Origin of the sequence: Secundilactobacillus paracollinoides (assembly GCF_001702155.1) — a bacterium.
Classification (GTDB): Bacteria; Bacillota; Bacilli; order Lactobacillales; family Lactobacillaceae; genus Secundilactobacillus; species Secundilactobacillus paracollinoides.
Window position 1 is genome coordinate 846,504 of record NZ_CP014912.1, and the last position, 22,768, is coordinate 869,271.

At 46.4% G+C, this 22,768-nt stretch carries 19 protein-coding genes; 7 read left to right on the forward strand and 12 right to left on the reverse strand.

Features of this window, described 5'->3' with window-relative positions; all coding sequences use genetic code 11:
• Positions 1-69: 69 nt before the first annotated feature.
• Both AYR61_RS03460 and AYR61_RS15300 read left to right on the forward strand, forming a co-directional pair.
• Positions 70-546, forward strand: coding sequence for a nuclear transport factor 2 family protein (locus AYR61_RS03460; RefSeq protein ID WP_054711814.1), 477 nt, complete (start codon positions 70-72; stop codon positions 544-546).
• Positions 518-694 (forward strand): hypothetical protein, encoded by a 177-nt coding sequence (locus tag AYR61_RS15300; RefSeq protein WP_156652759.1) that lies wholly within the window; start codon positions 518-520, stop codon positions 692-694. Before AYR61_RS03460 ends, AYR61_RS15300 begins: the two co-directional genes overlap by 29 nt.
• Positions 695-1,319: 625 nt before the next feature.
• On the opposite strand, the gene AYR61_RS03465 is transcribed toward AYR61_RS15300, so the two are convergent.
• Both AYR61_RS03465 and AYR61_RS03470 read right to left on the reverse strand, forming a co-directional pair.
• Entirely contained in the window at positions 1,320-3,698 is a 2,379-nt protein-coding gene (locus AYR61_RS03465; RefSeq protein WP_056986917.1) for a phosphoketolase family protein, read from the reverse strand.
• 452 nt (positions 3,699-4,150) lie between these two features.
• Positions 4,151-4,879: a GntR family transcriptional regulator gene (locus AYR61_RS03470; protein ID WP_054711816.1), complete on the reverse strand. Its 729-nt coding sequence runs from the start codon at positions 4,877-4,879 to the stop codon at positions 4,151-4,153.
• A gap of 159 nt (positions 4,880-5,038) precedes the next feature.
• Between AYR61_RS03470 and AYR61_RS03475 the strand changes: the two genes are divergently transcribed.
• Positions 5,039-5,545, forward strand: coding sequence for an aminoacyl-tRNA deacylase (locus AYR61_RS03475; protein WP_054711818.1), 507 nt, complete (start codon positions 5,039-5,041; stop codon positions 5,543-5,545).
• A 374-nt stretch (positions 5,546-5,919) separates the two neighbouring features.
• Here the strand turns inward: AYR61_RS03475 and AYR61_RS03480 are convergent, their stop codons facing one another.
• Entirely contained in the window at positions 5,920-6,579 is a 660-nt protein-coding gene (locus AYR61_RS03480) for an HD domain-containing protein (protein ID WP_404814640.1), read from the reverse strand.
• Between the two features lie 207 nt (positions 6,580-6,786).
• Here AYR61_RS03480 and aroD point away from each other — a divergent pair, with 207 nt between their 5' ends.
• Positions 6,787-7,572 carry a type I 3-dehydroquinate dehydratase gene (gene aroD / locus AYR61_RS03485; RefSeq protein WP_065901699.1) on the forward strand — a complete coding sequence of 262 codons (786 nt, stop codon included), beginning with the start codon at positions 6,787-6,789 and terminating at the stop codon, positions 7,570-7,572.
• Between the two features lie 218 nt (positions 7,573-7,790).
• Entirely contained in the window at positions 7,791-8,723 is a 933-nt protein-coding gene (rbsK, locus tag AYR61_RS03490; protein WP_054711826.1) for a ribokinase, read from the forward strand.
• Positions 8,724-9,008: 285 nt separating this feature from the next.
• On the opposite strand, the gene AYR61_RS03495 is transcribed toward rbsK, so the two are convergent.
• The 3 genes from AYR61_RS03495 to AYR61_RS03505 all read right to left on the reverse strand — a co-directional run bounded on the left by AYR61_RS03495 (position 9,009) and on the right by AYR61_RS03505 (position 12,512).
• Positions 9,009-9,569, reverse strand: coding sequence for a hypothetical protein (locus AYR61_RS03495; RefSeq protein ID WP_054711828.1), 561 nt, complete (start codon positions 9,567-9,569; stop codon positions 9,009-9,011).
• 552 nt (positions 9,570-10,121) lie between these two features.
• Positions 10,122-11,963, reverse strand: coding sequence for a hypothetical protein (locus AYR61_RS03500; RefSeq protein ID WP_065901702.1), 1,842 nt, complete (start codon positions 11,961-11,963; stop codon positions 10,122-10,124).
• 231 nt (positions 11,964-12,194) lie between these two features.
• On the reverse strand, positions 12,195-12,512 hold the full coding sequence (locus AYR61_RS03505; RefSeq protein ID WP_065901704.1) for a hypothetical protein: 318 nt from the start codon (positions 12,510-12,512) through the stop codon (positions 12,195-12,197).
• 589 nt (positions 12,513-13,101) lie between these two features.
• Here AYR61_RS03505 and AYR61_RS14790 point away from each other — a divergent pair.
• On the forward strand, positions 13,102-13,389 hold the full coding sequence (locus tag AYR61_RS14790; protein ID WP_083215462.1) for a nuclear transport factor 2 family protein: 288 nt from the start codon (positions 13,102-13,104) through the stop codon (positions 13,387-13,389).
• A 45-nt stretch (positions 13,390-13,434) separates the two neighbouring features.
• Complete coding sequence (locus AYR61_RS14795) at positions 13,435-13,725, forward strand: hypothetical protein (RefSeq protein ID WP_083215463.1); 291 nt, start codon at positions 13,435-13,437, stop codon at positions 13,723-13,725.
• A 406-nt stretch (positions 13,726-14,131) separates the two neighbouring features.
• Here the strand turns inward: AYR61_RS14795 and tnpC are convergent, their stop codons facing one another.
• The 6 genes from tnpC to AYR61_RS03540 form a co-directional block, all read right to left on the reverse strand.
• Positions 14,132-15,736: an IS66 family transposase gene (gene tnpC, locus AYR61_RS03515; protein ID WP_225356493.1), complete on the reverse strand. Its 1,605-nt coding sequence runs from the start codon at positions 15,734-15,736 to the stop codon at positions 14,132-14,134.
• A gap of 69 nt (positions 15,737-15,805) precedes the next feature.
• A complete protein-coding gene (gene tnpB / locus AYR61_RS03520) occupies positions 15,806-16,159 on the reverse strand; it encodes an IS66 family insertion sequence element accessory protein TnpB (RefSeq protein ID WP_065901706.1) in 354 nt (117 codons plus the stop codon).
• Entirely contained in the window at positions 16,140-16,331 is a 192-nt protein-coding gene (locus AYR61_RS03525; RefSeq protein ID WP_054712986.1) for a hypothetical protein, read from the reverse strand. Before AYR61_RS03525 ends, tnpB begins: the two co-directional genes overlap by 20 nt.
• 259 nt (positions 16,332-16,590) lie before the next feature.
• Positions 16,591-19,221, reverse strand: coding sequence for a bifunctional acetaldehyde-CoA/alcohol dehydrogenase (gene adhE, locus AYR61_RS03530; protein WP_156319314.1), 2,631 nt, complete (start codon positions 19,219-19,221; stop codon positions 16,591-16,593).
• A 315-nt stretch (positions 19,222-19,536) separates the two neighbouring features.
• A complete protein-coding gene (locus AYR61_RS03535; RefSeq protein WP_065901708.1) occupies positions 19,537-20,061 on the reverse strand; it encodes a DUF1836 domain-containing protein in 525 nt (174 codons plus the stop codon).
• A 322-nt stretch (positions 20,062-20,383) separates the two neighbouring features.
• Positions 20,384-22,717, reverse strand: a complete 2,334-nt coding sequence (locus AYR61_RS03540; protein ID WP_065901710.1) for a cation-translocating P-type ATPase — start codon at positions 22,715-22,717, stop codon at positions 20,384-20,386.
• Positions 22,718-22,768 lie beyond the last annotated feature (51 nt).

Here is a 22,768-nt window from a genome sequence, read left to right on the forward strand (position 1 = left end):
AATATGCAATTATATTATATTTGATAATTATGAACTATCGGGTTTGACTGACGAAAGGATCCTAAAACTATGATTTTTGAAGAACAGCGGCCAACAACGAAAAATGAAAAGCAACTATTAGATAAGTATCAAATCACAGAACTGGTGCACTATGAGCGATACGCCCGCGATTACGGTCTCTGGGACGGGATGGCCACCTGCTATACCGACGATGCCACCATTGAAATTTCCTGGTATAAAGGTGACATCAAAGGGTTCCTTGAAGCCTCAAAGCCAGCCCCTGACGCCCAAACTGACGCACTACCAGCACATAAGATGCACGAAACGTTAGTCTGGCTTAACGGGGACAATGCAGTTGCGGTCGTCGTCACGACCATGACTGGCCGGACACCTGTTCAGGGGCAAACAATGGACAATCTCATTTACGTGCGGCTGGTCTACTCCCTCAAACGGGTCAACGGCGAATGGAAGATCTATGCCATGACACCCGTCTACGAACGCGATACCCTTGTTACCCGTGACACCCAAGGATATCAAACCCGTTAAAGGCGCCCGTGACAGTTATAAGAATTTAAGCATCGCCTTGAAGGACATCGGTGAAACTGCAAGCGATGATCTTCCCGGTTTAGATAAACCCGAAACCGTTCAGAAATTCATGACTGGGATTCAAGACTGGTTCACATCCAAAGACTAACGAAACATACACAGTCATTAAAGGCTGCCCAGATTCTCAAAATGGCTCGCCTACCAAAAAACACCGTCAATCAATCCTGTTTAGGATTTTGATTAACGGTGTTTTTGGTTAGTTTGAATATCATTGTCGCTGCGTTTCGCCACTTTGAGTAAACTGGCCTGCAATCTAACGCCGCTACTTTACAACCATTAGGCTCGATTGTTGGCAGTCTATGAAATTGAGACTCAGAATGCAGTTTGAAGAATCGCTATCAGTTGTAGAACAAGCAGTCGAGCGCGGATTCTCTGCAAACTGTCATTGACTGCCTTTTAATGCTTAACGCTTGTTTGAAGTATCCTCACAGTAAGTGGAATGGCGCAATTTGGCACGGAGTCGTGGTGTCGACATCAGTTAGCGACCGTATTTTGGTCGGTTACTGATGTGCGAGACGATGAAGATCCACTCGAGAGCCACGCAGTGGAAATCGAGTTAGCTTCATCGCGAGCCACTACGCGGAGTGCCAAATTGCGGAATGCAACGGACTTTAGCACAAAATCATTTTTTCGAAAAAAGACCAAAAAAGACGCCTCAACCGACAAGCGGTTGAGGCGTCTAGGCAGTTGATCAAGCTAATTCAGCGCGTGAATTACTTGAGTGGTTGCCACTTCCAGTTGTTAACTTCTGGCAAGTCAGTACCGTTTTCACGGATGTAAGCATTGTGCTTAGCAACCATGTCATCCATACGTTGTGCAAAGTATGAACCCTTTACAGCGTATTCTGGAATGTTTAATACGGCATCCTTAGCCAAGTGGTAACGGTCAAGTTCGTTCAAGACACGCATGTCAAATGGTGTGGTGATGTCACCGTTCTCACGGTAACCATGAACTGACAGGTTGTGGTTGTGACGGTCGAAGAAGATGTCCTTTACTAAGTCTTCGAAGCCATGGAATGCAAAGATTACAGGCTTGTCAACAGTGAAGTAACGGTCGAATTCTTCGTCGCTTAAGCCACGAGGGTCGATCTTAGGTGAACGAAGCTTCAAGATATCAACAACGTTGATAACACGAATCTTCATTTCTGGGAATTCGTCGTGTAACAATGATACAGCGGCGAAGACTTCCCAAGTTGGTTCACTACCAGCAGCAGCGAACACAATGTCAGGTTCCTGACCTTGGTCAGTAGAAGCCCAGTCGATGTAGCCTAAACCATTGTGAACAAGGTTAGTGGCTTCGTCAATTGAGAACCATTGTGGACGTGGGTGCTTTGAAGTAACCAGCAAGTTGATCTTTTCGTATGAACGGAAAGCAACATCAGCAACAGCTAACAAGGTGTTAGCATCGCCTGGCAGGTATTCACGGATGAATTCAGGCTTCTTTTCAGCCAAGTGAGTTAACATACCTGGGTCTTGGTGGGTATAACCGTTGTGATCTTGTTGGAATACAGTTGAAGTATCAACAAAGTTCAGTGATGGGTATTGGTTACGCCATGATTGTTCTGCAGCTTTACGCAACCACTTCATGTGTTGAGTCAACATTGAGTCGACAACACGACCAAATGATTCGTAAGTAGCGAAGAAACCGTGACGACCAGTTAATACGTAACCTTCTAACCAACCTTCAGCTTGGTGTTCTGAAAGTTGTGAGTCGATAACGCGGCCTTGTGGTGCCATGTCTTCGTCGTAAGGTTCGTGAATGTCTTCTTCCCATTGACGCTTACCATGATCAAGCATGCTGTACAGACGGTTTGACTTAGATTCGTCAGGGCCGAAGGCACGGAAGTTGTCTGGATTAAGCTTCATGGTGTCAGCAACCCAGTCAGACCAAACGATCATGTCTTGGGCTTCAGTAGCACCTGGAGTAGTAACCTTAACGGCGTAGTCCTTGTAGTCAGGGAGCTTCAATGGCTTAGGATCGATACCACCGTTAGTGATAGGGTTAACTGACATCCGCTTGTCGCCCTTAGGAGCGAAGTCGCGAACTTCTTGCTTGAGCGTGCCATCAGCGTTGAAGATTTCTTCAGGCTTGTATGACTTCAACCAGCTAACCAACTTGTCAGCATGTTCCATGCTGTCAGCTGCGATAGGAAGCGGAACTTGGTGAGCACGGAATGAACCTTCAACAGGGTTACCATCGAAGTCTTCCTTAGGACCAGTCCAGCCCTTTGGTGAACGGAAGATAATCATTGGCCAGTTAGGCAATGAGTTATCGTTGTTCTCGCGAGCGTTCTTTTGGATTGCTTTGATTTCAGAAATGGCTTCGTCCATAGTCTTAGCCATTGCTTCATGAACAGGCATGTGATTGTCTGGGTCTTTGACTTCGACGAACTTAGGGTTCCAGCCCATACCCTTGAAGTAGTTAGTTAACTCTTCGTCGGTCATCCGTGAAAGGATAGTAGGGTTAGAAATCTTGAAACCGTTCATGTTGATGATTGGTAATACAGCACCATCTTTGATTGGGTTGATGAACTTGTCTGAGAACCATGAAGCAGCCAATGGGCCGGTTTCAGCTTCGCCATCACCGATTTCAACAGCGGCAATTACATCTGGGTTATCTAAGATTGCACCAGTACCGTGTGAAAGTGAGTAACCAAGTTCGCCACCTTCGTGGATTGAACCTGGTGTTTCAGGAGCGGCATGTGAGGCAACCCCACCTGGGAATGAGAATTGCTTGAATAACTTCTTAAGACCTTCTTTGTCTTGAGAAATGTTTGGGTAAATGTCTGAGTAGCTACCGTCAAGGTATGAGTTAGAAACCATAACTTGGCCACCATGACCTGAACCTTCAATATAGAACATGTTCAAATCATACTTGTTAATCACACGGTTTAAGTGAGCGTAAATAAAAGTTTGAGAAACGATAGTTCCCCAGTGACCAATAGGCTTAACCTTAACGTCGTCAGAAGTCAAATCCCGGTCCAACAATGGGTTGTCCCGTAAGAATAATTGACCTACTGAAAGATAGTTAGCGGCACGCCAGTACTTGTCAACGCCTTCCAAATATTGTTTGGAATCGTAATCTACTGCCATTAGAGTAACACTCCTTTGATTGATTTAAGATAACTACATAATCTTAGCTGATAGAAATTATGGTGCGAAATTACCAATACAATTTTTATACTGATAATTTACAAACACTATATTAAACTGTTTTGAACAAAAGTCAACCTTTTTATAAATTGATACGGTCCAATTATAAAATAAGTTAGTCCCGTACCGATCAACTCCTGTGCATTATGTCAAATTTCGCACGTCATGTCCACTGATTTGACGCGGGTTTAAGGAAAACTATGAGTTTGGTTGGGCCTGTTTCTTTTTGGAGGCCTTTACAGGATAAAGACGCAAAAAAACGACCAGGAGTTTTTTTTTGGTCGTTTTTCTTGTGATTTTTTGTTCTGTTTTTAGGGATGCTGGCTTTCTATTAGCCTCAAGCCGAAACGTGCTCCGCCCTCTAAACGCCTTGCTCCGCACTCTGCCACACTCTACTCCTCATCCAACGTCACAAACGTATTATAATTAAAATAATCATAACGCATCCGCATATTGGAGACTTCAAACGGTGTGCCGTCATCCAGGAAGAAGATACCTTCCATAATGGAGGTTGGTTCCGTTGGCTTCAAGCCCAATAATTCTTGATCATCCGCCGTTGATGGTTCTGCTCGGATCGTCATGAACGACTTTGTGACCACCTTGCTCTGCTGGTCTTCCAGATAGTTGAAGATTGAGCCAGAGACGACTTTTTCGGACAACTCTGGCACAATCTTGATTGGAATGTACCCCTGTTCGATCATAAAGGGTTTGTCATCAAACAGCCGCAACCGTTTGATCTCATAAACAAAGTCCCCTTGCGATAAGAAGAGGTCCTGCTGCAGGCTTTCACTGGCAGGCACCACCTTAAATGACAATAATTTAATTCCCTGGGTCTGACCATCGCTCTTAAAACTGTCAGTAATTCCCAAGTTTGTTCCTTCGTAGTGGAAAATGGTCTGGTTACGCATATATAGCGGATTAATGAAGGTGCCAGACCCGCGTTTCTTAAAAATAATGCCTTGATTCGCTAAAACGCTAAGCGCCCGCTTGATTGTACTACGGCTTACGTTGTATGCTTCACTTAGGCTTCGCTCATCTGGTAGTCGTTTGTTAGGAAACTGATTGTCGTGGATGCGCGCTTTTAAATCATGCAGCACTTTTCGATAAACTAAATCTTTCATGACTTTCTCCTTGCAACCAACTAACTTGATTCTGTAGTTAAATCGAGTATAACAGATTTTGACCGTTTCGCCTACATTGAAACGCACTATTAATAAAATTGGTTCTATTCAATAATACATTTGGACTGCACCAAATCTAAACGATAAGGAATGAAAAGGATGTCTAAGAAAAATAAAAAGAGTCGGTTACATAAAACGCTTGTCGAGCAAATTCTCGATAAGAATAAGATTGCTTATGAACAACTTTCCTTTGCCACTCACGAAGAAGGCGACGTCGCCCAGATGGACATCGACGAAAGTACGCTGGATCAACATACCATCTATAAAACATTAGTGGCATCTGGCAAGGAAACGGGTCCCGTCGTTGGCGTCCTACCGATCGATACCCACTTGGACTTAAAAAAGCTCGCCAAGGTGTCTGGCAATAAAAAAGTCAGTATGGTGCCCCTAAAAGAACTCGTTAAAACAACGGGCTACGAACACGGTGCCAACACCCCAATCGGTATCTGGGAAAAGTTGAAGTACCCCATCTACTTCGATAATACCGCAAAGGAACAAGGCGAACTGATCGTATCATCAGGACAGATTGGTCGTTCAGTAAAGGTCAACGCAGAAGATCTTTGCAAACTGGTGCACGGCGAGTTTGTGGACCTTTTGGAAGTGTAATGAATAAGGGTAAAGAAAAGAGCCGGTAATCATGAAATTATCGGCTCTTTTTTATACTTTAGTTTTTAAGATAAAACGTAATAAGCATTGCTGTCGATGACTGAACGACAGTCGAGTGCGGATTCTCTACAAACTGTCTTTGACTGCATTTCGATGCTTAGCCTGCATAGAAAGTAGGCTCATAGTGAGTGGAATGCAGTCATTCAGCACGGAGTCGTGGTGTCGATGTCACTTGATGGCCGTTCTTTGGCCATTTAGTGACATGCGAGACGATGGAGATCCATTCGAGTGGCGCAAGGCGACAATCGAATTAGCTTCATCGCGAGCCATTACGGTGGAGTGCCAAATCGCGCAATGCAACGGATAGCAACCCACTATCTCATCCCGTTCCATTCCCCTTTAAACGCATCCAAAAAGTCCAACATCGTCTGCTGCCGCTTCTTGGCGATCCGTTGGGCAACTGGCGTGTTCATTTGCTCGGCAAGCTTCAATAGTTTTTCATAAAAGTGGTTGATGATGGTTTCATTATCCAGATTGCGATACTCTGCCTTCGTCATGTGCTTGTGAGGCGCAATTTGCGGGTCGTAGATCTTTTCACTATGGTGACCGCCATAGTAGATGGCACGCGTGATACCGATGGCGCCAATGGCATCCAAGCGGTCGGAATCTTGGACGATCTGGCCTTCCAACGGTAATTTCTGCTGGTCCTCCGTCAGCGTTTTGCTAAACGACATATTTTTGATGATCAGCATGACCGTCTCGATTTTTTCTTGTGACATGTCGACTGATTTCAACAAGTCAACCACGTGTTGCTCAGCGGCTGGCACGTCGTCGACTAATTTATCGTCGATCACGTCGTGCAGATAGGCGGCAGCCAGCGTCAACACATAGTCGGCCGAGGGTTCTTCTGCCAGCAGCATTTTTGCGTTCGTGACGACCCGGTTAATGTGGTCCAACCCGTGGCCGGATTTATCGGCAGCCAGCTGCTGGGTTGCGTAAGTTTCAATAGTTGCTAATTGTTCGGTTGCTTCCAATGTCATGTCTCCCAATCCCAAAATAGAATGAATCACCAGTGTACTGGTCTGTGATTAAAATTAAATTAATCTTTATTATACCACCGCACCCAAACACAAATTTCACAACATGTCGTTTTTCTGAAAACGAGTTTGCTTGTACTTTAGGGGGTAAAATGCTATCGTCGTTAATGATAATTAGATTAGATGAGGAGGAGTTCTGTACTTATGACCCCCGTAACTTTTAAACAATTAACGCTGGGCAGCGGTCTGCCAAAGATCTGCGTCCCAATTACTGGCACCGATATCGCTAAGGTGATCGGCCAAGCTGGTGAAGTTGTGTCCTCTTCCACTGACTTAGTGGAGTGGCGGTTAGACTACCTCAACAACCTTGAAGATTTGGACCAACTAGTTCAAACGGCCAACCGGTTAACGGAAATTCTTGGCGAACTGCCGCTCATTGCAACGCTCCGTGACCGCACAGAAGGCGGCAAACGCCAGATTGCGGACAGCGACTACCGTGACATTTACACAGAACTGTTGACGAAAACTAAGATCACGGCCATTGATCTCGAGTGGCAGCGTGATCCAGAAACGATTAAAAATCTCATCGCGTTGGCTGAATCAAACCACGTGCGCACCATCATCAGCCACCACGAATTTGACCACACCCCGTCTGAAGCCGATATGGTCAGCCAGTTGACTGCCATGGCGCGCACGAACGGCAGCGTCGTAAAATTAGCCGTAATGCCGCAGTCAAGCGATGATGTTCTGGCATTGATGAACGCGACCCACCAAGTCAGTGCCATCATCGACCAACCGCTGATCACCATGGCAATGGGTGCACTGGGTGCCGTCAGCCGCATCGCCGGTCAGACGTTCAATAGTTGTTTGACCTTCGCATCCGTTCACGCCCAGTCAGCCCCTGGCCAACTCAGTGTGGAACAAACGCGACAAATCCTGACGACCCTCGCACCAACGATTGAAGGATTAGAAACAAGTACGTTAAATTAAATCAGCAAAGCGCTAGCCATCAGTTACCACTATTACATCGTGATAACCGAACTCGGCTGGCGTTTTTACTGACCAATCAGTATAATTGACCTTGAATAGTCGTTTTATGGTTGAAATGGCTTACATTATCTGGTATATTATTGAGTGCAAAATACGTAAAACGTTTTACTTAACTTAACCAATGATTGAACAAACACACGAATGAGAGGCTAACTACTATGACCAACCGCGTAACTGTTATCGGAAGCTTAAATGTTGATACGATTCTTGAAATCCCACGTTTACCTAAACCAGGCGAAACACTTGCCATGCACAACCAGTCCTTTGCTGGCGGCGGCAAGGGCTCTAACCAGGGAATCGCTGCTGGCCGGGCCGGCGCTGACACCCACTTCATTGGTAAGATCGGCGACGACACCAACGGTCAATTCATGATCAACTCCATGAAGGATTCCGGCATTAACGTGGATCAAGTCACGGTTACCAAAGACGCTAAGACCGGCCAAGCCTTCATCTTACTGGACGATGAGGGGCAAAACTCCATTCTCGTTTACGGCGGTGCCAACCAAAAATTAAACGTTGACGATGTCAAGAACGCCGAAGCCACCATTGCTAATAGCGACTTCATCATTACGCAGTTCGAAACGCCGATGGACGTTGCCGAAGCCGCATTCAAGACCGCCAAGGCAAACGACGTTGTGACGATTTTGAACCCTGCTCCTGCTCGTCAGGCCATCCCTGCCAGCCTGCTCGCCGTCAGCGACCTAGTCGTGCCAAACGAAACCGAAAGCCAGACCCTGACCGGCATCGAAATTACCGACGAAGCCTCGATGGTCAAGGCTGCCAACAAGATGCACGACATGGGTGCCAAATGTGTCATCATCACCGTTGGGAGCAAGGGTGCCTTCTACCACACCGTTAGCGGCGACACCGGCTTTGTGGACGCCTTCAAGGTCAAGGCTGTCGACACCACTGCAGCCGGCGACACCTTCATTGGTGCACTGAGTTCTCAACTCAACAAGGACATGAGCAACCTAACCGACGCCATTCGGTTTGCAAACCGGGCATCATCGATCACTGTGCAACGCATGGGCGCACATCCTTCGATTCCTACTTTAGCTGAAATTGAAGCTGCTGAGGCTGCTGCTAAGTAGCGACGAGCGTTAAACATCGCTGCGTTGCTATGAGCTGAATCTCTAAATTAAAATAATAAATGGTACCCTAACTCAAAGTCAGCTGGGGTACCATTTTTTCTACTCATCATTTTTGTAAATCGAATCAGATTTAAACCATTTAAGTGGTGCTTCTATCCCACATAGCGAAAACGAGTTCCGGAAAACAGAAAGCTGCGTGTAAGCCAACTCTGACAAAAATACCAAGCCCAGGCATTTTCGTCAGAGTCAGCTTACACTCCGCTTCCTCCCGTTTTCCTCCACTCTCTAATCGATTGCTTCAATCTGCCCCGTAGCAATTGGCAAGGTCACATGTTGGTCAAAGTGGCCAACCATGCCCTGAACCGTGTCAGGAATGGTTAATTCTGGGTCAGTCCCATGAATGTAAATGACCCGCTTGTCTAATTGCAGCTCTTCATCGTTAAAGGATGACTTGAAGTTCTTGCTTAACTCACTTAGCGGTACCTTTTGCTCGTAAGAAAAATCACCATTTGCATCCGCAACTGGGTAACGGTCGTGAGGAATATCCATCTTTTCAGGGGCATCGTCGAACGGCACCATGGTCGTCCCTGAGACGGGTTCGGTTTCAGGCAGATCAACAAAACCGTCACCATTTGCATCCTGAGCAGCCGTTGCAATCAATGCCTGCTTGCCATCTGGGAAGCCATGGAAATGCTCCCAATGTTCAGTGTTTGCTGGTGTGCCGTGCATGTCGATCTTAATCGTCAAAGTGTCGCCGTCAATGTCAAAACTAGCATGACCATAAGCTGCTGAGCCAATCTTTTCCGCGTTTAGTGGTACCAACTGTGCTTCATAATGTGTTGTCATAGTAAGCCCTCCTTGAACTCTAAAACCTGACACTAGTTTATAACTAAGTTGTGCAAAATTCATTTAATTTGATTGTAAGTTAACGTTGTGTAGCAAAAAGACGCCTGAGTGTTGCTTCAGGCGTCTTTTTTGGGGTGCTTGTATTTGATTATAGAACTATTATTTCAAGGCTGTGGGCTACTGTGTAAGCCAACTCTGACAAAAATCCAGACCTTATTTTCACGTTTTATTGTCTGAGTGGTGCTTGCTACTGGCTTGCTATTAGCCTCGAGCCGAAACGTGTTCCGGGAGGGCAAAGGGTTGCACCTAAGCGACTTCGCCCGCAAAAGCCAAGCCCGGGCTTTTACGGGCAAAGTCACTTAGGCTCCACCCTCTGGACGCCCTTCCTCCACACTCTATGGTGCTTGCTACTGGCTTTCTATTAGCCTTGAGTCGAAACGTGTTCCGCAGGGCTGAGGGCTACTGTGTAAGCAACTCTGGCAAAAATGCCAAGTTCGGGCATTTCTGCCAGAGTTGCATACACTCCGCCCTCAAAACGCCCTGCTCCACACTCTACTTCCCTAAACTCCCATTCCTAAAAGTATCCAACCCAACATTAGCGGTCGCCAGCTGGGTCTTCGTTGTTGCCGTTGCTCTGAAGCTGACCTTATCGCCCGCCTGGATGAACTGGAAGATTGGCTGGAAGCTCTTTGACGTTGTATCCATTCGGTACACGTGGCTGTCGCCCTTCAAAATAAACAGGATCTGCTTATCATCCGGCTTGACCACCCGTTCAACAGTACCCGAAATCGTTTTACCGGTCACTTTTGGCGTTGCGGCTGTGGACTTAATACCCGTCCGTTGTTCAAACAAGGCCAGCGTGCTATTGGCATCGTCACCGACCGCGTATGTCCCGCTTTGGTTGTTGCCATCCGCCTTCAAGTACACAAACTTCATGAATGAGTTATTATCCCGGTCCAGCATAGAAACGACCCACGTTGGTTTACCGGCGATCCGGTACAACAGTGGCTGTGTTCCCTTGTAGTCCTGCGGGTTAATATCTTGTTGGGAGTAGGAAATGGCCCGCTCCGGCGTCATCACGTTACCGTGTTCCTTGTAGTAGTGCATCACGTTTGTCCGCGCGTCCACGAAGGTGTAGCCCAGCACTGAACTTTGGTGATTGTTGATACTGGTCATCCCTGAGAAGTAGTAGATCCGACCCTTGTAGGCGTACGGCGTGAGTTTGCTGCCGCCTTCAGTGCCGGCCTCGGTCGGTTTCATAACATCGCTATGGCCACCAAAGCTGGTGGCGTTCCAGAACCCATGACGGTACTTGCCGAACATGGTAATTTCTTTGGCAACCAAGTCAGGACTGACCGCAACATCGACAAACTTTGGTACGTTGTTTGGTGAATAGACCTTCACCTTCCCGGTCACCGTGTTTAAAACGGCAACTTTGTAGTGACGATAATCGTAATTGCGGTTGAAGTACGACAGCGGTTTGGCCAGCGTCCGCACGTAGTATGGCGTCCCGTTGTTATCAACTTCCAGTTGTGAGGTATTTCCCACCATCGTGTAGCCGAGACTATGCGCGCTGATTCGACGGTCGGCATCGCGGTTGAAGTACGCGCTAGGCGTGTACCGCATCGGCTTGCTGACAAACTGCGGATCAGCGTTTTTATCGGTGGCGTTCGTCATGAAGTAACCGGGCACTTTTTGGTAGTGCAGGTAACGCCAGAACCCACCTGTAAACGCAACGGGCGCAACGTAGACCATCTTGCCTTTATACATCTGAACCCGCATTGAGTTGAGATCGTAGACGTTGGAGTTCTTAAAACTGTTCAGCGAGTTGTTCATGTCGGTTGAAACGGTCTGTGGTGCATTGACCACGGGCTTTTCAGCGTTGTCTTTAATGACCGGCATCGGCGCCGTATCCGTCGTGTTGTTAATGTCCGTTTTAATGGATGACACAGACGGCTGCGGATTCATTTGCGTGATCACGGAAGAAATGCTGCCAACGATAAAGAAGACCACTAGGGCAGCCACACCGGCCCCAATCATTTTCGTCAACCAGCCGGCAGTGATGCCGAACTGGCGCAGCAACTTGGTTAGCCAGCTGTCCTTACTTGACGGCGCACCCTCGTTAACAACGCCGTGGGTAAACACAAACCGGCGTAGTACGGCAACGAAGATCAGCCCGCCAATGAACCACATCAGCCACCCATCGATCAATGATGGGTAAGCCAGATCCGGTAAATTGAAATAGGTGTTCACGTAACTCACAATAAATAACACAATGACAGCCGTAATTCCCCATAGCCGCCACCGTCTCGTACTGACCACCAAATACCAGATAAACGGAATCAGAAGTCCTGACAGTTTAACCAGCGTGATCAAGGCAAAATAACTAAGCATGGTGCCCTCTCTTTCTACAGTTCAACCAATATTGAATCCGGTTTCTCTATAGTAGAAAGTGTACCATATCTCGCGGTGCATGCCACTATTAGCTTTGTCTGAATTTATGAACACCAAAAATGCCACTGCCATACGCATGGTAGGTGATACGGGCGCATTGGGTACGATCACCTAGCTCAAAACAAAAAGCCCCCGAATGCAATTTGCATCAAGGGACTTGCTATTCATCAATTACTGCACACTAGCGGCGTAAGTATCCAATAGTGTTGCAATCTCTTTTATAACCGCCACAACGTCAACTGGTGATTCTGATAACACCCCGTTTACCAACACCTGAATCATCTGCTGCTTATCCGTGACTTCGAAATGATATTCCTTTAAAAAATGATCCACTAAGTACTCAGCAGTCTCTTTTCGATCTTCCATGACTGGGTAAGCTTCAGGATGATCCGAGGCGTTGACCCACATTGCGTATGTTTCTAAATTACGGCACACATGGGATATGAAGTTTTTATCTTCCGGGGTTAATAAGTAAATTGCTTCAGCCACAATTAACCACCACTCTCAATATATTTTAATCGTTCTTTAATCTTTCCTAATTCTAACACACTTCAACATCTGTTCAACAGATTTGCTCAAACTTTGTAAAATAAGTAACAAAGTGTTGCTAATACAGCTAGGCACACAAATGGAAGCGGTTAACTAAGGAAACCACGGTATCAGTATAACGTACATGACACCATCTTGTCACCATTTACCCTAATCTCTTAGGCAGATTGTTACTTTTTTGGCAGAATGGCCTAACTGTAAAACTGATTCACTTGAAACGATAACATCATCGATTCTGTTTGTCTATAAATATTATCTAAGGAAAATCATTATTTATTTCTAAATTTATTCTCTCATCAATTCTTGAAAAAACTGTACCCATTCTGTGAATTAAGTGTGACCTTTTGAAACAAGTCTGCCTGTTTGACTGATTTTTGGGATGCCATTTCAAAATTTGTTTCATTCGTACCTGATTTGTAACATATTTATCCAACGTGGACACGTTATCATTGATTACGCTTATAATAACCATTAGAGTTGATACTGATAAAAGCAGTCAGTATGCTGCATCTATTTAGGAGGAAACACCATGAAATTACTAACTAAAAACGCGCCATTTACTGCCGCAGAAGTCGTCGATAAGGCCAACATCATTGAGCTCATTCAATTCGAACGTTTCTGCCGCGATAACAGTCTGTTTGATGAAATGAACAAGACTTATACAGATGATGCCAAGATCGAAATCTCTTGGTTCCAGGGCAGTGCTAAAGACTTTGTTTCTGAATCAGCCAACATGGCAGGCAACACTCGGACGTCACACCAAATCTACAACACCCAGGTTTGGATGACTGGTGACCGGGCCGTTGCTATTATGTAGGCTAGCATTAAGGGGCAGCAAGAACTCGAAGGCGCCAAATTAAACTTGAGTTCTGATTCAAAAATCGTGTACGAACTGCAACGCGTCGACGGCGAATGGTTGATCCATTACATGACCTGCATCTATGAAGCAGACACCCTGGTGCCATTGACACCAGTGGACAACGTCAAGGTAGACCAGACTGAACTGGCAAGTTACCGTCCAAGTTACGCCTGCCTCGCCTACACCCTTCACAGCCACGGCTACGACATTGACCAAGACCTGCCAGGTATCGATCGGCCAGAACAGGTCGCGGCACTGTATCAAACGATGAACGATTGGCTGGAAGCAAAGTAGTTTCTATGACCCACAGTCCAATGTAGATTTATGTCCTGCACAGTCCTTAATGCTGTCAATTTAGAAGCAGCGTTAACCAAATCGACTACCACTCAAGTCAGCACGTTCGCACTAAAAACGTGACCGGCAGTCAAGAGCGGATAATCTACAAACTCGGGTTAACTACATTTTGATGCTTAACAACAAGTTAAATCCATGCTCACAGTAAGTGGAATGGAACAAATTGGCACGGAGCTGTGGTGTCGACATCAGTTAACGACCGTACTTTGGTCGTTTACTGATGTGCGAGTCGATGAAGATCCATTGTAAGCAGTAGATAACTGACCGTATTGAATACTGCGATTTCATCACAAATATAAAAAGAAGCCTGGTATGTCTCGTTCTTTGAGACATACCAGGCTTCTTACTATGATGCGTTCTTGTCTTCGTTCTTATCAGGAATTAGTACTCCAGCTTGCGCCCTTTTGACTGCCTCAAGATCGGATTCTTTGAAATTCCATGGTAAATAAGCTGCTAACTGTTCCTTTTTTGGGAAAGTTGGTAGTTGCGCAACTCCGAGTAGAATATATTCGATATATTTCGTCGGATCAATGTGATTGGCCTTGGCACTCTCGACAATTGTCATCCAAATTGCTGTTGATCTAGCACCTTCTGGGCTAGTACTGAACAGCCAGTTCTTTCGACCAATCACTAAACTCTTCATCGTTCGTTCAGCGGTGTTGTTGCTCCAGTCCATGGTTCCATCGTTCACGATTCGACTCAGATACATGCGTTGATCAGCCGCGTAAGTCACGGCTTTACCTAGTCGGGACTTAGCTAGCCCGTCATAGTGATCGACCCACTGCCAGAACTGTTTTAAAAGCGGTCTTATTTTACTACGCCGACGTCGCTGGCGTACTCGTGGAGAAAAGTGTTGCCAGGTCTTTTCGAGTCGAAACATGCTGTTGATCAATCGCAAGGGTGTTTCAACGTACTGTTTATCGGCATCAAACGCATCTTTGAACTTTCGCCGGACGTGCGCCCAACAGCCGACGCGCTTGATTGCCTGATCACCAAGCAGATTATAGCCCGCATATCCGTCGCATTGTAACACGCCTTGATACGTGCTATAGAGTTGTTTCTGCGCGAATGAACCAGCTCTGGTCTGGCTATAAGCATAGTACACAATCCGATTGGTTAGCTTCAAAGGGATGGTCGCGACCCACATGTAAGATCTTGACTTTGCTGCCCGACCAGGCTCGTTAATAACTTGGATTGGTGTTTCATCACCTTGAAGGTGATGACGGGCAATTAATTCTCGGTGGATCAGACCATACAATGGTTCTATCAGTTGGCTAGTTTTGATGATCCAATTAGCTAAGGTCCCCTCTGAAACATTAAAGCCGCCCTGTTTAAGGGCTCTTTGTTGTCGATACAAGGGCAGATCTAACAGAAACTTGTCACTGATCACATGCGCTGCCAGTGATGCTGACAATGGACTATGGGCTAATAAACCATGCGGCGCCTGGCTCTGAAACATATAAGTAAGGCCAGTTTGTCTTTCACATTCACTGCAGGTGCCAGTTTCTATGTAGATTCTTTTAACGTACAGGCGTCCCGGTTCGTAACAGACTTCTTGGCGGACAAATTTTTTGCCGACGATGAGCCAGTCAGAGTGTCCGTGAGGACACTGACTGGCATCGAATGGAATTAAAACGTCCTGAACCGGCAGGTCAGGACTGATTGTTTGTTTGCGTGTCTTCTTTTTCGACCTGATCTTGGTTATTACTTGGTAGGTCTCTTCGCTTTGGTTCCCAGTTTGCTCTGGTTCGGTAAAAACACCACTTTGTCCGAATAATGACAATTGATCAGAATTAATTCTTTCAGAGCTTTGGCCATAGATCTTTTTGGTTAAAAATGCCACCTGTTCTTCCAGAAGTAGAATCGTCTGTTTTAGTTCGTGCACTTCTTGTTTTAGCTCAGTGTTCTGTCGAATTAGTTCGGCTTCAATATTTTTTACGTGCTTAGCCATCGCATTCACTCCTTTCCGTATATAAGAGTTGTTGAAATGAGTTTACCACTCGCTAAACGGGTTTAAAAGCTATTTTTTGTGACCCGGTGGGTTCACTTGATGAATGGTCGACTCCAGCGACCACCCGCTCAGGAGACGAAGTAACTGTTTGGGATTTAGCTTACGAATTGCAGCTTGATCAACTGGCCATTGGAGTCGACCATTCTCAATTCGTTTGTATAATAACAGGAATCCGTCACCATCCCAGTACAGTGCTTTGAATCGGTCTTTACGACTCCCGCAGAACAAATATAACGCGCTGTTATATGGGTCCAAATCAAATTGATCTTGAACCACCCCAGCTAGACCATCAATTCCTTTTCTTAAATCTGTTTTTCCGCAGACCAGAAAGATCTGATGAAGCTTATTTTGGTCGATTATCATCGCTAAACACCGCCTTTAGGAATGCATCTAAAATATAACCATTAATGTGATTGTAGATAATGACAGATTTGTTGGTGCCGACTTTGATGTGCATTGCTTTCGTCGTAACCGTTGGTTGCGACTGTGGCGTTTGACCCATGCGAATTTGAACAATATCAGGTTTTTCAGTCATAAAAAATTACCTCACCAATTTTATTTGATGAGGTAATCGTAAATCATTTTAGAGTTGATTTGAATACGGTCGGTTATCTACTGCTTACGATCCATTCGAGTACTGCGCAGCAGGAATTGAATTAGCTTCATCGCAAGCCACTTCAGCGGAGTGCCAATTTGTGGAATGCAACGAACACCCCCACAACCCAAAAAGAACCACCACATCCATAAAACCTGATGTGGTGGCTCTTTTTAAATCCTAGTTAAAACGCAGCTAGTTATTTTTCAACGCCTTTACCGTCGTATTCATCGATCATGATCTGACGCAGTTCACCGATCAATGGTTCCTTAGGGTTGGCAGTCGTGCATTGGTCTTCGTAGGCCAGTTCAGCAAGCTTGTCGACACTAGCATCAAAGTGCTTCTTGTCAACGCCGTTTGCCTTCAAGCTCAAGGTCGTGTCAACGGAGTGAGCAAGGTCGATGATCTTGTTGACCAAGGCTTCTTTGAGTTCTTCCTTGTTCTTGCCAGTCAGGCCGATGTAACGAGCAATCTCAGCGTAGTCTTCATCAGCACGGAAGTATTCGTACTTAGGCCACATCGTGAGCTTGCGAGGTTCCTTAAAGTTGTAACGAATCACATGTGGAAGGGTGATGGCAATGGCTAACCCATGAGGCAAGCCGAATTCACCACCCAGTTTGTGAGCGATGGAGTGGTCAACACCCAAGAAGGCGTTGGCAAAGGCCATCCCGGCTAAAGTAGCCGCATTGTGCATCTTTTCGCGGGCGTCAATGTCGCCGTTGTATGATGCGGTCAAGTTTTCAAAGACTAATTTGATTGCTTGTAGTGATAATGGACGAGTGTAGTCTGACGCCATGTTTGAAACGAATGATTCGATGGCGTGGGTCAATGTATCCAAACCAGAGTAAGCAACGGTCTTCTTTGGTACCGTTTCAACGAATTGAGAGTCGACGATAGCAACGTCTGGGGTCAATGCGTAGTCTGCTAATGGGTACTTAACGTGGGTTTCTGAGTCAGTGATAACAGCGAATGGGGTGACTTCCGAACCAGTCCCTGAAGTGGTTGGAATAGCAACGAATTGCGCCTTAGCTGGCTTTTCTAACTGGTAAGTCCGCTTCCGGATATCCAAGAACTTCTGCTTTGCACCGAAGAAGCTTGCGTCTGGATGCTCGTAGAATAACCACATGCCCTTAGCGGCGTCCATTGGTGAACCGCCACCCAGTGCGATGATCGTATCTGGGTTGAAGTTGTTCATCTGTTCAGTACCCTTTTCTACTGTGTCAGTAGTTGGGTCTGATTCAGTCACTGAGAACAACTGGTATTCAATTTCGTTTGACCGACGCTTCAATTCACCAAGCACCTTGTCAACGTAACCGTGGGAGATCATGGCAGGTGAGGCCACGATGAAGACCCGTTGAACGCCAGGCATTGAGTTGAGGTAACGAACTGATGTCTTTTCAAAGTAAACTCGAGGTAATTTAATCCATTGCATATTGTTCCGCCGCTTTGCGATTGTTTTGATGTTTAACAGGTCAAATGATGAAACGTTGTGGGAGATGGAGTTCTTGCCCCATGAACCAGTCCCAAGGGTCAGTGAAGGAATCATTTCGTTATAAATGTTCCCGATCCCACCAATGGCTGATGGTGTGTTAACAAGCACACGGCTGGCCTTCATCTTGATCCCAAATTCAGTAGCGAGGTCATCGTCCATCGTATGGATGGCTGCGGTGTGACCGAGACCACCGAAGTGGAGCAGGTCGTTACAGATACTGAAGCCTTCCTTGTGGTCAGCTGACTTGAAGATTGAGATCACTGGGCAAAGCTTTTCAGCTGATAACCAGTTCTTAGGCCCAACTTCGTGAATTTCAGCAGCCAAGACTTTAGTGTCTTCAGGCACTTCAATGCCGGCTAACTTAGCGATTGCAACGGCTGACATCCCAGGAATAGGACCCTTAACACCGCCGCGCTTCGTATCAAACATCGCATCAGCAAGTGCTTGTTGCTGGTTCTTCTTAATGAAGAAGACTTTGCGTGCTTGCATTTCCTTCTTCACATCGTCGTAAATATCAGCATCGATAACCGCGCTGTTTTCTGAAGCACAAACCATCCCGTTATCAAACGTCTTTGAAAGGACGATATCGTTAACGGCCCGCTTGATGTTGGCCGTCTTTTCGATGTAGGCAGGACCGTTACCAGGACCAACACCCAAGGCTGGCTTCCCAGTTGAGTAGGCAGCCTTCACCATGCCGGGACCACCAGTTGCCAATACTGAGGCAACCATTGGATGGTTCATCAAGGCGTTCGTAGCTTCCAAACTAGGCTTGTCGATCCACTGGATAACACCTTTTGGCGCGCCGGCAGCAACCGCAGCATCACGAACGATCCGAGCGGCTTCAACAGATGACTTTTGTGCTTGTGGGTGGAAACCAAAGATGATTGGGTTCCGCGTCTTAACAGCAATTAATGATTTGAATAAAGTAGTAGAAGTTGGGTTGGTAACAGGTGTAACACCGGCTAAGATCCCCAGTGGTTCAGCAACGGTGATGAGTTGACGTTCGCGGTCATCATTGATGATGCCGACCGTCTTATCATTTTTGATGCTGTTCCAAATTTCTTCAGTGGCAAACATGTTCTTGATTGCTTTATCTTCGGTAACCCCACGGCCCGTTTCTTCAAATGCCATCTTGGCGAGCTTCATGTGGTTGTCCAGACCTGCGATTGCCATTTGGTGCACAATGTGGTCTACTTTTTCTTGAGAAAAATCATCCATGGCACAAAGTGCATCGTGCGCCTTGGCAGTCAACCGGTCGATCATTTGATCAACGGTTTCTTCTTTAGTAGTAGTTTTAGTTGTTTTTTGGTTTTTGTCTTGGTTCATTTCTTTTAACATTTTCCGACCTCCGTCATGAAAACTTCTTTGTTATTTCTTTCACATGTATTACTATAACACCTATTTTTTGAATGTAAACAGTTTTTATAGAACTTTTTTAGCGTCTTGCTCATCAATATGCAATACTGTTATATCAGCGATTACATCATTTTCATAGAAAAATAGGCAATGAAAGCGCTTTATATTTTTGATTGTGAATCGAATTACGAACTCAAAAATTATTTTCATTTTTTTGACTGTTTGATTTTCATTTTAAGTCATCAAAAAGACCCAACTAACGATTAAATTAGTTGGGTCTTAATTTTAGTGTTTTTGTTAGATTTTCTTCACGCGGCGAGCCGGTTTTTGAATCATCGTCAGTAATTTTTCGGATTGGATCCGGCTGATCACGGCATCAATTGCGACCTGCATCAGTTTTTCGTTCAGAGTCGTAGCAACTTTCACGTCGTGTTGTTCACCAATGTGTGCCAGCGCGTCGTTTAATGCATCCACGAAGTTATCGTAGGCCTGCTTAGGAAAATCGCCCGCCGTCACCTGATCGATTCCGTTGCGGATCGTATCTGTGCTAAAGAGCGGTTTTAACAGCCCAATCAGCAAAAGATCGGCCAGATGCATGGTCTGATACTTCTTTTTAACAGGCGACAAGATCACCTGATGCTTGACGTAATTGTTGATCATCGCTGGTGTCATTGGATCAACACCGAGTGGCCCCAGGGCGTCGTTTATAAACGCAATCACCTGGTCCATGTATAAATCAAATTTTGGTAATTCGCTCCAGTGCGGTATCCGCAGCTCGCGAATCTGGTTTTTCCAACGATGATACTGATCAAACTCAGCCATGTCTGTCACCCTTCCTGCTTCCTCTTTACTCAATATCTTAATGATAACACGACAATCTAGTTTTTAAAACTAGCTAATCCAAAGTTGTGACTATTTGGATAGAATCTGATACTAACAGAGTGTGCGCCTCTTTTAATTCTTTGCTACCTTAGTTGTTAAACTCACAGAATATACCAAAGCAGTTTTTTCATATGGTAGGGGATGGTCCGTTGCATTCCGCAATTTGGCATTGCGGAGCTACACTTTTACATTGTCGAAAACGTGTTCCGCAGACCAATCGCGCAACGCCACGAAATGGCTACCAGACCGTCCTTTTGCAAAGTTACCGCCATCTTATTCGACTAAACAGCCGCTTTCCAAGCAGTTCCTGCACCAGGTAAAAGAACGGATAAACCGACGCCAATAGTGGCAGATAGAACATTGCCAGTTGAAGATTGAAGATGGACGACAGTGAGAACAGGTTCCCAAAGAACACAAAGATCATGACGAAGCAGACCAGCATCAGGACTACCAGTCCCACCTTCAGTCGGTTCAGCGGTCTTGCGCACATGATCAGCGCCATGAAGCAGACCGCGCCCGTCATCATGACACTCAGCGTTGAGGTCTGGACGTACGGCATCTGAAGCTGCACACCGCCGACCAAGAAGATGAACATGATATAGGAAACAATACAGATTGCCGCTGGAGCTGCGATAACCATAACTTGCTTCATAAATTGGCCACTTAACCGTTGATGGTTCGGCTCCAGCGCCAAGAAGAACGACGGAATCCCCACCGTAAACATAGAGATCGGCGTCAGTTGGATCGGCTGAAATGGGTAGCTGCTGGCCATGAAGATGAAAATAATACTAAGCGCCACCGAATACATCGTTTTAATGAGGTAAAGCGAGGCCACACGTTCAATGTTGTTTACAACTCGACGTCCCTCGTTTAACACGTGCAGCATGGCATCGAAGTTGGAATCAATCAGCACAAAGTCCGCGATACTCTTGGTTGCCTCGCTCCCGCTAGCCATGGCAATGCTGCAGTCAGCCTGGCGCAACGCTAAGATGTCGTTGACCCCGTCACCGGTCATCGCAACCGTGTGATCTGCCCGTTGCCAAGCCTTCACCAACTCCCGCTTCTGTGTGGGCGTGACCCGGCCAAAAACGGTATACGTTTCAACTAAATGGTCGTAGTCGATAGGCTCTGGCAGCGTGCTCATATCAACATGGTGCTCGCAGCCCGCAATCCCTGCGCGGCTGGCGATATTTGCCACCGTTGTTGGATTATCGCCGGAAATGACCTTCAACGCCACATCCTGATTTGCAAAGTAGGCAAACGTGTTGGCGGCATTGGGCCGCAGTTCATCCGTGATCAACACCAATCCCATCGGTGTCACCGTACCCAGATCATCCGCAGACAGGTGACTCACACGTGCCACAAAGAGCACCCGGTAGCCCTCAGCGGCATATTGGTGCACACGTTTTTGAAGCGCGGGATCCGGCTGTGGCAGGATAAACTCCGGCGCACCCAGTACATAGGCCCCCTGCTCAAACGCTGCCCCGCTCCACTTACGAGCGGAAGAAAGCGGCATGACCTGTGTGGCTGTCCAGTTGGGATTCGGCCAGGCAGTTTTGAGAGCCATGGCGGTTTCGTTATCGTCACCAATCGCGTGAATCAGCCCACTGGTAACGGTTTCAAGTTCCCCTTTAGTCGTTTGACCAAGTGGGACGACTTGGTCTAATTTCAATTTGCCGCTCGTAATCGTTCCTGTTTTATCCAGACAGAGCACGTCCACGCGGGCGAGGCCTTCAATGGCTGGTAATTCTCGCACCAGCACGTGGCGCCGCGCAAGATTCATTGCAGAAACGGCGAGTGACATGGAGGTCAATAACACGAGCCCTTCAGGAATCATCCCGACCATTCCGGCAACCGTTCCTAATATGGCGGCGTTTAATGAATTCCCGTTGACAAGTTTTGAAATAAAGAGTGCGGCCCCCAACGGCACAATGACGATCGTCAAAATTTTAATAATGCGGTTAATTGTTGCCAACAACTGACTGTGGCTGGCGTGCTCGGTCTTGACCTCACTCGATAGTTCGCGAATAAAGCTCTGACTGCCGACAGCTGTCACCTGAGCGACTGCCTGCCCGCTGACCAGAAAGCTCCCGGAGGTCAGTGAATCGCCGACCTGTTTGGCAATCGGCGTCGACTCCCCAGTAATTTGCGACTCATCGACTTCCAACCCCTTCGTTGAAACGATATGGGCGTCCACCGGCAGCTGATCGCCGCGGGTTAAAAAGATCAGGTCGTCTTGCACAATGGCGTCCTGATGGACTTGGATAAGTGCACCATCCCGTTTAAGCTGATACGTGGCTTCCGACAACAGACTCATTTTATCGATCTGTCGTTTCGAGCGAATTTCTTGAAAGATTCCAATTGCCGTATTGAAAAGCGCAACCCCAAAGAACAGCATATTCTTATAGCTGCCGGTAAAGAACACTAAGGCTGCCAGTAAAATGTTAATTAAGTTGAACCAGGTCAGGAGATTATCGCTGAAAATGCGTTTCACTGACCGGGTCAACGCGGGCGCCGGGTCATTCTGCTGACCCGCATCGATTCGTTGCTGTACTTCTGTCTTCGTTAAGCCCGTCTCTAAATTAGTGGGTGTCATCCCAGCGCCTCCTGTTCATTATTCATTACTTATATTGTAACTAAATTTCCC